The sequence below is a fragment of the Novosphingobium sp. BL-S-20 genome (assembly GCF_055521635.1).
This window is the reverse complement of record NZ_CM145494.1, coordinates 2880080-2893120: the sequence shown is the minus strand read 5'-3', so window position 1 is coordinate 2893120 and position 13041 is coordinate 2880080. Positions and strand designations below refer to the sequence as shown.

At 66.3% G+C, this 13041-nt stretch carries 14 protein-coding genes; 6 read left to right on the top strand and 8 right to left on the bottom strand.

What is annotated here, in order from left to right; translation table 11 throughout:
- Positions 1-3 precede the first annotated feature (3 nt).
- Positions 4-705: an NAD-dependent deacylase gene (locus ACZ1II_RS21300; protein WP_465147358.1), complete on the top strand. Its 702-nt coding sequence runs from the start codon at positions 4-6 to the stop codon at positions 703-705.
- Positions 702-1040, top strand: a complete 339-nt coding sequence (locus ACZ1II_RS21295; protein ID WP_465145560.1) for a GFA family protein — start codon at positions 702-704, stop codon at positions 1038-1040. Before ACZ1II_RS21300 ends, ACZ1II_RS21295 begins: the two co-directional genes overlap by 4 nt.
- Here ACZ1II_RS21295 and ACZ1II_RS21290 read toward each other — a convergent pair.
- The 6 genes from ACZ1II_RS21290 to mutM form a co-directional block, all read right to left on the bottom strand.
- The gene (locus ACZ1II_RS21290) at positions 1019-1816 is read right to left on the bottom strand and encodes a HesA/MoeB/ThiF family protein (RefSeq protein ID WP_465145559.1); all 798 of its coding nucleotides are present in this window, start codon (positions 1814-1816) and stop codon (positions 1019-1021) included. The genes ACZ1II_RS21295 and ACZ1II_RS21290 overlap by 22 nt on opposite strands.
- A complete protein-coding gene (locus ACZ1II_RS21285) occupies positions 1813-2226 on the bottom strand; it encodes a DUF983 domain-containing protein (RefSeq protein ID WP_465145558.1) in 414 nt (137 codons plus the stop codon). The genes ACZ1II_RS21290 and ACZ1II_RS21285 overlap by 4 nt, the downstream gene beginning before the upstream one ends.
- A 60-nt stretch (positions 2227-2286) precedes the next feature.
- Positions 2287-3141 carry a GGDEF domain-containing protein gene (locus ACZ1II_RS21280; RefSeq protein WP_465145557.1) on the bottom strand — a complete coding sequence of 285 codons (855 nt, stop codon included), beginning with the start codon at positions 3139-3141 and terminating at the stop codon, positions 2287-2289.
- Between the two features lie 180 nt (positions 3142-3321).
- Positions 3322-4773 carry a chromosomal replication initiator protein DnaA gene (dnaA, locus tag ACZ1II_RS21275; RefSeq protein ID WP_465147357.1) on the bottom strand — a complete coding sequence of 484 codons (1452 nt, stop codon included), beginning with the start codon at positions 4771-4773 and terminating at the stop codon, positions 3322-3324.
- A gap of 946 nt (positions 4774-5719) precedes the next feature.
- The gene (rpsT, locus tag ACZ1II_RS21270; RefSeq protein ID WP_147221613.1) at positions 5720-5983 is read right to left on the bottom strand and encodes a 30S ribosomal protein S20; all 264 of its coding nucleotides are present in this window, start codon (positions 5981-5983) and stop codon (positions 5720-5722) included.
- A gap of 143 nt (positions 5984-6126) precedes the next feature.
- A complete protein-coding gene (gene mutM, locus ACZ1II_RS21265) occupies positions 6127-6939 on the bottom strand; it encodes a bifunctional DNA-formamidopyrimidine glycosylase/DNA-(apurinic or apyrimidinic site) lyase (RefSeq protein WP_465145556.1) in 813 nt (270 codons plus the stop codon).
- Positions 6940-7246: 307 nt separating this feature from the next.
- Here mutM and ACZ1II_RS21260 point away from each other — a divergent pair, with 307 nt between their 5' ends.
- The 4 genes from ACZ1II_RS21260 (at position 7247) to dut (ending at position 11701) form a co-directional block, all read left to right on the top strand.
- Positions 7247-7978 carry a class I SAM-dependent methyltransferase gene (locus ACZ1II_RS21260; protein WP_334181658.1) on the top strand — a complete coding sequence of 244 codons (732 nt, stop codon included), beginning with the start codon at positions 7247-7249 and terminating at the stop codon, positions 7976-7978.
- Between the two features lie 9 nt (positions 7979-7987).
- Positions 7988-9541 carry a 2-polyprenylphenol 6-hydroxylase gene (gene ubiB / locus ACZ1II_RS21255; RefSeq protein WP_465145555.1) on the top strand — a complete coding sequence of 518 codons (1554 nt, stop codon included), beginning with the start codon at positions 7988-7990 and terminating at the stop codon, positions 9539-9541.
- 242 nt (positions 9542-9783) lie between these two features.
- Positions 9784-11247: a bifunctional phosphopantothenoylcysteine decarboxylase/phosphopantothenate synthase gene (locus tag ACZ1II_RS21250; protein ID WP_465145554.1), complete on the top strand. Its 1464-nt coding sequence runs from the start codon at positions 9784-9786 to the stop codon at positions 11245-11247.
- Positions 11231-11701 (top strand): dUTP diphosphatase, encoded by a 471-nt coding sequence (gene dut, locus ACZ1II_RS21245; RefSeq protein ID WP_465145553.1) that lies wholly within the window; start codon positions 11231-11233, stop codon positions 11699-11701. Before ACZ1II_RS21250 ends, dut begins: the two co-directional genes overlap by 17 nt.
- Positions 11702-11903: 202 nt before the next feature.
- Here the strand turns inward: dut and ACZ1II_RS21240 are convergent, their stop codons facing one another.
- Positions 11904-12071 (bottom strand): hypothetical protein, encoded by a 168-nt coding sequence (locus ACZ1II_RS21240; RefSeq protein ID WP_465145552.1) that lies wholly within the window; start codon positions 12069-12071, stop codon positions 11904-11906.
- A 170-nt stretch (positions 12072-12241) separates the two neighbouring features.
- Positions 12242-12928, bottom strand: a complete 687-nt coding sequence (locus ACZ1II_RS21235; RefSeq protein WP_465145551.1) for a DUF4136 domain-containing protein — start codon at positions 12926-12928, stop codon at positions 12242-12244.
- Positions 12929-13041 lie beyond the last annotated feature (113 nt).

Below are 13041 nucleotides of genomic sequence, written 5' to 3'. Positions count from 1 at the left end.
GGGATGAAGGACATCCGCAACATCGTCATCCTCACCGGCGCGGGCGTAAGCGCCGAAAGCGGCATCGACACCTTTCGGGACGGGGGAGGGCTGTGGGAGCAGCACCGCGTCGAGGACGTGGCAACGCCCGAGGCTTTCGCCCGCGATCCCGACCTTGTGCTGCGCTTCTACGACATGCGGCGCGAGGCGATCCAGACCAAGGAGCCGAATGCCGCGCACCACGCGCTGGCGAGGCTGGACCGCGAGTGGCAGGGTGAACTGCTGATCGTCACCCAGAACGTTGATGATCTGCATGAGCGGGCAGGGGCCAAACGCGTGCTCCACATGCACGGCGAACATCTCAACGCCTGGTGCACCGCCTGCGACGAGCGCGTGCCATGGACCGGGCCGCTGATCGACCGCCCGGCCTGTCCGACATGCGGAGCGGCGGCGCTGCGGCCCGATATCGTCTGGTTCGGGGAAATGCCCTATCGCATGGACGCCATCTTCGAGGCGCTGGAGCGGGCGGACCTGTTCGTCTCCATCGGCACTTCGGGCGCGGTCTATCCGGCTGCGGGCTTCGTGCGCAATGCGCGCGAATTCGGGGCGGAGACGCTGGAACTGAACCTCGAACCCTCGCAAGGCAGCTTCTGGTTCGACGAGGCACGCCATGGCCCGGCGACCGAACTGGTCACGGCCTGGGTGGACGAAGTGCTCGGCGGATGACCGTCCATCGGGGAAGCTGCCACTGCGGCGCGGTCACGTTGGAACTGGCGGATCAGCCGCATGAGGTCTGTGACTGCAACTGCTCGGTCTGCCACCGGCTTGGCACCTTGTGGTCCTATCACAGCCCCGCGAAAGTACGGATCAAGGGCAAGCTCAGTGGCTATCAGACTGGCGATAAAGTGCTGACCTTCTGGCACTGCCCCCAATGTGGCTGCACCACGCACTGGAGCGCGGTCGATCCGGCGCTGGAGCGGATGGGCGTGAACATGCGCCTGTTCGCGCCCGAACTGCTCGCTGGTTTAGCGGTCTACAGTCACGATGGCAGATCGGCCTGAACGGGTGCTTCAACCCCGCAAACCGAACAGCCGGGGTCCTTGGCAATCTTCAGCGGCCGCATCGACGGAGCCATGCCGTCGATCAGGTGCAGCGTGCCGAACTGCGGTTCGCCCAGCGCCGACCGGCCCGCTAGCAGCACGCGCATCGCGTGCATCGCTGCGAACGTGCCGACCATGCCGACCATGGCTCCGAGAACGCCGTCCGCCGCGCAAGTATCGCAGTCCTGCGCATCGAAGGCATCGCCCACGAAACAGCGGTAGCAGGCGTGATTCGGCAGGTGCCCGGCGAAATTGGCGACCTGGCCCTGGAAGCGGCCAACCGCGGCAGAGGTGAGGGGAATGCCGAGTTTCACACAGGAATCCGACACCATGAGCCGAGTCGCGAAGTTGTCACACCCGTCCAGTACCACGCTCGCGCCGGAGAGAATCTCTGCTGCGTTGTCACCCCCGAGACGCGTAACGTACGGCAGGACCTCAAGGCCAAGATCAAAGCGCCGCACCCATTCGGCCGCCGCTTCCGCCTTGGGCTTGCCGATATCAGATGGCGCATAAATCGTCTGGCGTTGCAGATTGCTGACGTCCACCGTGTCGTCGTCGATCAGCGTCAGCCGTCCTATGCCGGCTGCGGCGAGATATTGAAGGGCAGGACTGCCGATCCCGCCGCAGCCGACAAGCACCACATGGGCATTGGCCAGCGCGACCTGGCCGACGCCGCCCACTTCGGGCAGCACGATATGGCGCGCGAAGCGCTGGAGGCGATCGGGGGAAAGAGTCATCGGCTTTCGGTGTTTTCCGCTTCGGTGGATTCGGGCCGTTCCTTGCGGAATCCGTGCATCCCGAACCACCACTGGGTGGCGATCACTGCGCCCTTGGCGGGCTGGAGCATGCCGATCATCATCGCCACCGCCAGCGGAATCAGGATCGCGAACATCGCTGCCGGCCCGAGGTGGAAATCCTTGGACAGGGTGATGATCAGCGGCGCCATCAGGTGGCCGGTGACGATCATGGCGATGTAGGCGGGGAAGTCATCGGCGCGCTGCGGGGTGAGGTCGAGCGTGCAGACCGGGCAGCGTTCCAGCGGCTTCAGCCACTTGCGGAACAGTCGCCCCTCACCGCAGCGCGGGCAGCGGCAGCGGATGCCTCGCAGGGCGGCTTGCGAATAGGCGGCGGGAAGGGCAGCGCTCATCTGCCCGGCCTACAGCATGGGGGCCGGAAGGGGCAAGCGCGGACCCTGTCGTCCTTGGCCCTAGTCGTTCCTTGAAATCTGAACGCGGTTCCGTCCGCCGTTCTTGGCGGCATAGAGCGCGCCGTCGGCGTTTCGGGTGGCATGATCGAGGTGGGCGAAGCTGCGCACCGGCGCGAGGCCGCAGGAGAAGGTCACCGGCCATTCGTCGCCCTGCAGGCTGGGGTCGAGGGCGATGCTGGCGCGCAAGCGCTCCATCACCATGCGGGCTTCCTCCAGCAGGGTATCGGGAAACAGGATCGCAAATTCCTCGCCGCCCCAGCGCCCGACCATGTCGGAGCGGCGCACCCCATGCTCCAGTCGCAACGCCACTTCGCGCAGCAGGGCATCGCCGGTGGCATGGCCGAAGCGGTCGTTGATCGCCGTGAAGCGGTCGATATCGACCATGGCGAGCACGCCGTTGCTGTCATCGGTGAGCATGCGGCGGGCGGAATCGAGGAAACCGCGGCGGCTACGCAGGCCGGTCAGTTCGTCGCGCTCGGCGGTTTCGACCAGCCGTTCGATCCGCGCCGCCGATTCGCCCGCGGCCACGGTGACGCTGTGGAACAGGCGCCCGATCAGATCTGTGTTGCCGACCGGAACCGGCCCGACGCGCTCGCCCGCCTGGGCCGCGCGCAGCATCTGTGTGGCGGTCTCGATCGGGCGCAGCAGCGCCCGGATCGCGGCAAGGCCGAGCACGGCGCTCGCCAGTGCGGCGCCCAGCAGGACGAGCAGAATTTCCGGCTGCCATTGCCCGGTCGCGGCCTGATAGGCGGCGCAGGCGAGCGGCGGTACGAGAATGGCGGCAAAGCAGACGAGGAGGATGCGCCACTCGTAGCGGCGCGGAAACAGGAACGTCGTGGCCTGATAGAAGCGCATGAAGGGTGCCTCTTCCGCCGGACCAAACATGTCCGGATCGGCAGAAGACTTACACAGCGACGCTTATGCAATGGTTAAAATTTTGCAGTCCCGCCCGGCAAGCGCTTTTCGCGCGTGCCGGGCAAGCCATCCCGCCAGAAGCGAGGCGATAATCGGAACTACAGGGCCGGAAAGCGGCGCTCAGGATTCCAGCTGGCGCAGCAGCGAGCGCACGTCGCCGTCCATGTCGGCGTCGCGGGTACGCAGTTCCTCGATCAGGCGTACGGCGTGAATCACCGTCGAGTGATCGCGGCCGCCGAACTTGCGGCCGATCTCGGGGTAGGAGCGCGGCGTCAGGACCTTGGCGAGGTACATGGCCACCTGGCGCGGACGCACGACGGCGCGGGCGCGGCGCTTCGAGCTCATTTCCGTGCGGTCGATGCGGTAGAACTGGCAGACCGTGCGCTGGATCTCGTCGATCGTGATGCGGCGGCGGTTGGCCGAAAGGATGTCGGTCAGCTGCTCTTCGGCCAGCTGGAGCGAAACTGCCTGGCCGGTCAGCTGGGCATAGGCGATCAGCTTGTTGAGGCCGCCGACCAGTTCACGCACGTTGCGGTTGATGGTGCGGGCAAGGAACTCGATCACGTCGGCCGGCACGTCCACCGAAGCGAAGCGGCCGAGGCGGTTTTCGAGAATCGAGCGGCGCAGTTCGATGTCGGCGGGCTGGATGTCGGCGACGAGACCCATCGACAGGCGCGAGAGCAGGCGGGGCTCGACGCCGTCGAGCGCCTGGGGCGCACGGTCGGCGGCGAAGACCAGGCGCTTGCCTTCCTGGAGCAGGGCATCGATCGTGTAGAGCAGCTCTTCCTGCGCCGAAGCCTTGCCGATGATGAACTGGATATCGTCCACCAGCAGCAGGTCGAAGCCGCGCAGGCGGGCCTTGAACTCGATCATCTGGTTCTGGCGCAGGGCCTGGACGAACTCGACCATGAAGCGCTCGGCCGAGCAGTAGAAGATCCGCGCGTGCGGGTGGTTGGCGAGATAGGCGTGGCCGATCGCGTGGAGCAGGTGGGTCTTGCCCTGGCCGGTCGCGCCCTTGAGGTAGAGCGGCGAGAACTGCGGCGTTTCGGTGGCGGCCATGCGCTGCGCGGCATTGCAGGCGAGGACGTTGCTCTGGCCGGTCACGAACGAGGTAAAGGTCTGCGAGGCGTCGATGCCGACCGGACCCTGGCCGAGCGCGGCGAAAGCCTCGCCCTGGAGAACGGCAGCGATCGAATCGGCGCCGCCGTCCTTGGGCCAGCCCTGGGCCGAATCGTTGGCCGGCGCGCTCGACGGGCGGCCATTGCCGCCGCCCAGGCGCAGCTCGGGGAGCTGGCGGCGGCCGGGGTGAACCAGCACACGGACGTGGCGCACGTCGGGGCGGGCGATCTTCCAGGCCAGCGACAGCCGGTCGGCAAAACGATCCGCGACCCAGTTCGCCGAGAATTCGGTGGGGAGATAGAGGTCGAGAGTGCCGGTTTCCTTGCAGTAGTTGCCCGGCTGGATGGGCTTGATCCACTGGCTGTGCGCCTGCTGGCCGAGGTCCTTGCGCAGGCCCTGGCTGATGTCAGCCCAGTCTGCCGCCAGATTCACGGCTTCCTGATCCTCTTCCATCGCCACTCGTACCGCCTTCGATTTCTTAATCACGCCGTTTGCGCCCTGACTTGCCGGAGACCGGCCCGCTGTTGAACCTGACACTGCACCAACTCCCCTATGTTGGCAGTTATCGAATGTGACCCAGCGGGCCGCGAAAGTTGAATGCCGTGCGTGGAACCGGTGCTCTTCCGGGGCGAACCCCAGCGAAAGACGAGCCCCGGACGAGGTGGACCTCAGCCGGGACTGGGAATTCGGAGACAAAAAATCCCCCAACTGCAAAGCATGGCTTGCAGCAGGTTCTTCGTCGCTGTCGATGTTCCCCGGGCCGGTTCCGCTCGGCCTGTGGACTTCTTTTAGGAACGGGTTTGACCGCGGTGCAAGACGGTCCTCCCCAAATAAAAAAAATTATGGCTGTTGACTCGCCTCGAGTGCCCAATTTCCGTCATGATCGAATTTAATGCATTAAATTCAATGCTTTGATGGATCTGGCTTTCGAGCCTGCATGCGAATCGCAACATTTCCGTGCGTTTGCCCCGGACGTGCCGCGGGCAGCCGGGCGTACTGTCCCGACAGGTCGCGCGCGATGCGGGATTGCGTTCCCGTTCCGTACTCGCTCGCGCAGTTCGGAGAAGCGAATCGGCTTTCGACTCAGGCCGTGAGATTCGGCTGCTGCCGAATCGGCGCTGCGATTCTGTCGTTTCGGGCAGGCGCGCTACCGAATCGGCCTGCGATTCGCAGCGGGCGCCTCCGGCCGGTGCGCAAGAGGACGGCGCGCGCTTGGGAATGGGCAGGGCAACAAGGCAGAGGAGCCTCGCGCAAGGCGTTCCGCCGCAAATTTCCGCAGCCCAAACGGGCGCGGCCCGCGTTGCCACCTGAAATCTCGCCGCATAGGGCAAGGATTCAGGTGGCAACGCGGGCCACTGCCGTACGGTCGGACGCGCCCGAAGGCGCGCCTGCCGGGTAATCAGCCGAGCGCGGAAACGCGCTTGGTGAGGCGCGAGAGCTTGCGCGAAGCGGTGTTCTTGTGAAGCACGCCGCGAGCCACGCCGCGGGCCAGCTCGGGCTGGGCTTCCTTCAGAGCGGCCGAAGCGGCGCCCTTGTCACCACCGGCAATCGCGGTCTCGACCTTCTTGAGGAAGGTGCGGATGCGGCTGATGCGGTTCGTATTGATCTCCGCGCGGCGCTCGTTACGGCGGATGCGCTTGCGGGCTTGCGGCGTATTGGCCATCGAATTTCCTCTGTCTGGCCCCCACAGCGGTGATGGCGGCCCAATTGCCTGATCGAATCTCTAGGCGAGCGGACTCGCCGGAAAGCGCGCCCCTTAACGGTGCAGGGCTGTTTCGTCAACCCGTGCGAGGTCCGCGAAACCGCCTATTTCTGGCATTTCGAGCACCAGAACGTGCTTCGCCCACCCTGTACGAATCGCCGGACGGGTGCGCCGCAGGTGCAGTCCTGCCCCTCCCGCCCATAAACCTGCCAGGCGGTAGCGAAATATCCCAGTTCCCCGTTGGGCTGGGCGTAGTCGCGGATCGTCGAGCCGCCCGCCGCGATCGATTCGGACAGGACCGCGCGGATCGCCGGAACCAGCTTGCGCAAGGCGGGCAGGCTCACCAGCCCCGCTTCCTTGTCGGGCCGGATGCCGGAACGGAACAGCGCCTCGCAGACATATATATTGCCCAGCCCCGCCACCACTGACTGGTCGAGCAACATCTGCTTGATCGGGGCGATTCGGCCCTTGAGAGCCGTCTTGAGATGCGCCGGGGTCAGCCCTACGCCCAGCGGCTCCGGGCCGAGCGCCGCAAACGCCCCCCACGCATCGAGCGATGCCGTCGGCACCAGGTCCACCGAACCGAAGCGCCGCGCATCGTTGAGCGCCAGAACATGGCCCGCGCCGGTCTCGATCACCAGATGGTCGTGCTTCTCCGGCTTCTCCGGCTCGATCCGCCAGCGCCCCGACATGCCGAGATGGAACACCAGGGTTTGCTCGCGGTCGGTATGGATGAGGCCGTACTTGGCCCGGCGGCCCATCGACGTGACCCGTGCTCCGGTAAGCACCTGGACGAGATCAGGCGGGAACGGACGGCGCAAATCCGGTCGGTTCAGCGTGACGCGGGCGATCCGCTCGCCCTCCAGATAGCGGGCGAGGCCGCGGACGGTGGTTTCTACTTCGGGGAGTTCTGGCATCTTGATGGGGAGATAGGGGGCGGAGAGTAGAAGGAAAAGGGGAAGTCCTGGGGGATGATCCCCCAGACCCTCGGAATTGGCGACGCCGCGCACTACCTATCCGTGGTGCGCTCCTTGCGGCGCAGCCAATAAGTCTCCCGACGCAGCCGTGAGCGCACGACGCATGGGCAGGGCACGACCTCGACAGTATCGGGGTGCAGGGGGATGATCCCCCTGCGTTCCTTCTCTTCCTTCACCAACGCCAAGGACAAAATAACCGGTGCGACGGACTGGCGCAGGCGCGGCCGGGAGGCTAGAGGACTGCGCCATGAGCGAAACGGTTTCCTTCGGCTACGAAGAGGTCAGCCCCGAGGAGAAGGAAGGGCGCGTCGGCGCCGTCTTCTCCAGCGTTGCACGCAAGTACGACGTGATGAACGATGCCATGTCGGTCGGCATGCACCGGCTCTGGAAGGACAAGTTCGTCCGCCGCGTGAAGCCGCGCGAGGGCGAGCAGATCCTCGACATGGCGGGCGGCACCGGCGACATCGCCTTCCGCATGGCCGCGCAGGGCGCCTCGATCACCGTGTCGGACATCAACCAGGACATGCTGGACGTCGGCATCGAGCGTGCGATGGAACAGGGCATCGATGGCCTCGTCTGGTCGCGCCAGAACGCCGAGGTCCTTTCGTTCGGCGACCGTTTCTTCGATGCCTATACGATCGCTTTCGGCATCCGCAACGTCACCCATATCGACAAGGCCCTGGCCGAGGCGCACCGGGTGCTCAAGTTCGGCGGGCGGTTCTTCTGTCTTGAGTTCTCGACCACCGAATGGCCGGGCTTCAAGGAAGTCTACGATGCCTATTCGCACCATCTGGTGCCGAAGATCGGGCAGGCCATCGCCGGTGACGCCGAATCGTATCGCTACCTGATCGAATCGATCCGCCGCTTCCCGCCGATGCCGGAATTCGAGAAGATGATCCGCGCGGCGGGCTTCAAGCACACCAAGGTCGAGCCGATCATGGGCGGCCTCGTCGCGATCCACTCGGGCTGGAAAGTCTAAGCGCAGACCGTGACCAGTTCGACGACCCATATCCTGCGCCTCCTCAAGTGGGGGCGTATCCTCGCACGCCACGGCGCGCTGCGCGGTATCGAGAATGACCGCAACGCCCCGGCCCAGGTCAAGCGCCTGTGCCGGATCGCCCGTTTCGGCGCGCGCCAGCCGGTCGAGCCGGACTATGCCGGTGCCTTCCAGGAAATCGGCCCGGCGGCGATCAAGCTGGGGCAGGCGCTGGCGACCCGGCCCGACCTCGTCGGCGAAGGCCCCGCGCGCAACCTGCTGACCTTGCAGGACAGCCTGCCGCCGGTGGCTTTCTCCGAAATCCGCCAGGCGATCGAGAGCAGCTTCGGCCGTCCGCTGAAGCAGGTCTTCGCCTCGATCGACGAGAACCCGGTGGGCGCGGCCTCGATCGCGCAAGTCCACAAGGCGGTGACGCCGGACGGCCGCACCGTCGCGGTCAAGGTCCAGCGTCCCGGTATCCGCGAGCAGTTCGCCCGCGATGTCGAGACTTACGAATGGGCCGCCGCCCATCTCGAAGCGCTGGGCGGCGAGGCTTCGCGCCTGCGCCCGCGCGCGGTCGTCGCCAATCTCAAGCGCTGGACCCTGCGCGAGCTGGACCTCCGGCGCGAGGCGGCCTCGGCCTCCGAACTGTCCGACGCGATGAAGGGCATTCACGGCTACCGCGTGCCGCACATCGACTGGGACCGCACCAACGGCCAGGTCCTGACGATCGAGTGGATCGGCGCCACCAAGATGAGCGACCTCGCCGGTCTGCGCGCTGGCGGGCACGACTTGCCCAAGCTGGCGCACAAGCTGGTGCTGACGTTCCTGACGCAGGCGATCTCCAGCGGTTTCTTCCATGCCGACATGCACCAGGGCAACCTGTTCGTGGAAGCGGACGGCACGATCGTCGCCATCGATTTCGGCATCATGGGCCGGATCAACCGGCAGGCGCGGCTCTGGCTGGCGGAAATCCTCTACGGCCTGACCACCGGCAACTACCGCCGCGTCGCCGAGATTCACTTCGAAGCGCAGTACGTGCCGAGCTACCACACGGTGGAAGAGTTCGCGACCGCCCTGCGCGCCGTGGGCGAGCCGATGCGGGGCAAGCCGGTATCCGAGCTGTCGGTCGGCCAGATGCTCGACGGCCTCTTCGCCATCACCCGCGATTTCGACATGCAGGTCCAGCCGCACTTGCTGCTGCTCCAGAAGACCATGGTCATGGTCGAGGGGCTGGCGACCGCGCTCGATCCCGCGATCAACATGTGGGACGTTTCCGCGCCGTTCGTGAAGAGCTGGCTGCGCGACGAACTCGGCCCCGAGGCGGTCATTGCCGACCGTCTGCGCGAGGACCTCGGCACCCTGTTCCGCCTGCCCGCGCTGGTGCGGCGGATCGAGGAGAAGTTCCCGCCCAAGGGCGGCGCGCCGGAGCAGGCGCCGCTGCCGGAAGTCGATCTGATCTTCCCGCGCAGGCCCGAACCGAGCCAATGGATCGGTCATGGTCTGGCAGCGCTGATCGGCGGCGCCGTGGCCTGGGGCGTGACCTACTGGACATTGCTCGGATAGCGGGCCTGCCGGGCGCGTTTCTCCAGCTGACATCCCCACTCCGCTCAGGCTGAGCCTGTCGAGCCCCCGGCGGCGGGGCGCCTTGCACGCCATCCTTCGGCAAGCTCAGGATGAGCGGAGTGTTTGGGGCAACCTGAGAGGGGTGGGGATGCGCACGATGCGCTGATTTCGCAGGCGCTATCCCCGCCCGGCACACGCAAACCGATTGCGCCCGCCCGCCCGCTGTTGCACAAGCCCGCAGCATGAGTGGACCACGCATTCTCCTGGTCGTCGGCGGCGGCATCGCGGCCTACAAGTCCTGCGAACTCGTCCGGCAGATCCGCAAGGAAGGCGGCGAAGTCACTTGCGTCCTGACCGAGGGCGGGTCGCACTTCGTCACGCCGATGGCGCTGGCCGCATTGTCCGAAAAGCCCGTCTACACCACGCTCTGGGACCTCAAGAACGAGGCCGAGATGGGGCATATCCAGCTCAGCCGCGAGGCCGATCTCGTGGTCGTCTGCCCGGCGACGGCGGACCTCATGGCCAAGATGGCCGCAGGCATCGCCGACGATCTGGCGACGACGATGCTGCTCGCCACCGACAAACCGGTCATGGCGGTCCCGGCGATGAACGTGCGCATGTGGCAGCACGCCGCCACCACCCGCAACGTCCAGACCCTGCGCGATGCGGGCGTGGACGTGATGGAGCCGGACGAAGGCACTATGGCCTGCGGCGAATACGGCCCCGGTCGCCTGCCCGACCCGCTGGCGATCTGGCAGCGCATCGCCTGGGCGCTTGGCCTCGGCCCGGTGGAAGTGGCCCCGCTGCCGGGGAGCGATCCTTTCGCATCCGCGCACTTCGACGAACCCGAACATCGCGATCCGGGCAATATCGATCTTGGCGGCCTGACCGGCGGCATGGTCTCGCAAGGGCGCGGCAAGGGCAGGAAGGCGATTACTTTCAGCCATGAAGACCTCGGCTTCACGCCCGAGGAAGCCGCGCTCGCCGCCCGTAAGGGCGAAGCGCGCGCCGCCCCGGCGACCGATCCCGATTCGCTGCACCCGCTGCGCGAGGCATTCGAGGGACCGCTCTCCGGCCGCCATGTCCTCATCACCGCCGGCCCGACCTGGGAACCGATCGATCCGGTGCGCTACATCGCCAACCGCTCGTCCGGAAAGCAGGGCTTCGCCATCGCCGCCGCCGCCGCAGAGGCCGGGGCGCGGGTGACGCTCGTCGCCGGTCCGGTCCACCTGCCGACCCCGCCGGGCGTCGACCGCATCGATGTGGAAAGCGCCCTGCAGATGGCCGAGGCGGTCCGGCAGTCGCTGCCCGCCGACATCGCCGTGATGGTCGCCGCCGTCGCCGACTGGCGCGTCGCTCAGGCCGCCGACCAGAAGCTCAAGAAGCGCGGCTCGGCCCCCCCGGCGCTGCTGCTCACCGAAAATCCCGACATCCTCGCCACCCTCGCGACCGGGCCGAACCGCCCGCCGCTGGTGATCGGCTTCGCCGCCGAGACACAGGACGTCATCCGCTACGCCACCGAAAAGCGCAAACGCAAGGGCGCCGACTGGATCATCGCCAACGACGTGTCGGGCGATGTGATGGGCGGGGACGTCAATGCGGTCCACATCGTGCGCGCGGACGATGTGATCAGTCTTCCGGAAATGCCCAAGGAGGACGTCGCGCGCGCCCTCGTTGAAAGGTTCTCAGATGCACTCCCCCGTTGATGTTCCCGTTCCCGTCAAGATCCTGCCCCACGGCGAAGGGCTGGACCTCCCCGCCTACGCCACCGACGGGGCAGCGGGCATGGACGTGGTCTCGGCCGAGGACGTGACCTTGGCTCCCGGCGCCCGTCACGCGGTGGCCACCGGCCTCGCCATGGCGATCCCGCCGGGTTTCGAGATCCAGGTTCGCCCGCGCTCGGGCCTCGCGCTCAAGCACGGGATTTCGGTGCCCAACGCACCGGGCACGATCGATTCGGACTACCGGGGCGAATTGAAGGTGATCCTCATCAACCACGGCGCGAAGCCCTTCGAGATCCTGCGCGGCGACCGCGTGGCGCAGCTCGTGCTGGCGCCGGTGACGCGGGCGGCGTGGCTGACCGTGGACGAACTCGAATCCACCGAGCGGGGTGAGGGCGGGTTCGGGTCTACCGGCGGGGTTGTTGCTTTGGGGAATTGAGAAGAATGAGGGAAGATACCGGGGGATGATCCCCCGGACCCTCGGAATGTCGACGCCGCGCGTACCCTATCCGTTGTGCGCTCCTTGCGGCGCAGCCAATATGTCTCCCGACGCAGCTATGGGCGCGCAACGGGTAGGTCGCACCTGACCTAGACGGTAATGGGGTGCAGGGGTGTTAACCCCTGCTGCTTCCCTTCAGCCTTCAATCCTTCCGCCCGATTCGCCCGCGCCGTTCCCGCCGTCGCTTGAGCGAATACCAGCCCACGCCGCCGATCCCGACGATGGTCGCCAGTCCTTTGGCAAGCGTTGAGAACGCTGCGGAAAGTGCGCCCACGGTCACGCCCCAGAAGAGCTGTGATAGTATGGCCATGAAGGTATTCATCGGCGGCGAGCATTCCCGTGCGGTTGGCGGGGGTCAACCGGAAGGGCGGGGATACGGGCCGGAACGGCAAAAAGAAAGGACGGGCCCGCATATTTCAGCGGACCCGCCCCTCGGTGCCTCCCTCTTTACAGGGGGAGCCAGTCGTCTCGTTTATGTAACTACTTCTTTTCAGGCGCGACCGTAATGCGCACCGTTTCACCCGAATTCCCCGGGAAATTCGTGAACATCGATTCGACGAGGTTCGGCACGAGGTACTGCAGGTGGTTCGAGGTCGAGACCGCTTCGGCCTTGCCTTCGAACAGGCGCTGGTTGTCGGCTGCGCGGTCGATCTTCAGAGTGATGCCGCTGGTGTAGACGGTGTAGGAATCCACGCCGCCGTCGAAGAACGGATCATACCAGCCGTAGCGCCACGGGCCGCCCCAGCCCCAACCGCCGCCGCCCCAGCCGCGACCGTAGAAGCCGCGGCCGCCCCAGCCGCCACCGTACCACGGGCCCCAGTAGCCGCCCATGCCGGGGTTGGACCGGATGCGTTCGCGGCCGCTGTCGACGCCGTAGTCGAAGTGGGCGATCAGGGTTGCCTTTGCGGGATCGTCGACCGTGGTGTAGCCGACCTTCTGGAGGTGATCGCTCACCAGCCGGGCATAAGTCGCGAATTCGAGGCCGCCCGCCAGCTTGGGATCGTCGGCGACGACCGCGACGGTCTGGCCGGACGGGGCCGGAAGCTGTGATTGGAAGCGCGAAACGTTGGCCTTGAAGGGCGTTGCGCAGGCGGCAAGGGCCATCAGCAGGGCGGCTGCGGCGACGAGCCTCAGCTTTCCGCGATGGTTTCCGGGATTATCTGTCATCGGTTTCACTCCACGAACCTGACAGGCCCGAAACGCCCTTCCCAAGCGTGGCCTGTGATTCCTTCTGACTCTGCCTTAATATCAATGCCCTGAATAGCGGTTGAATGGTGGCA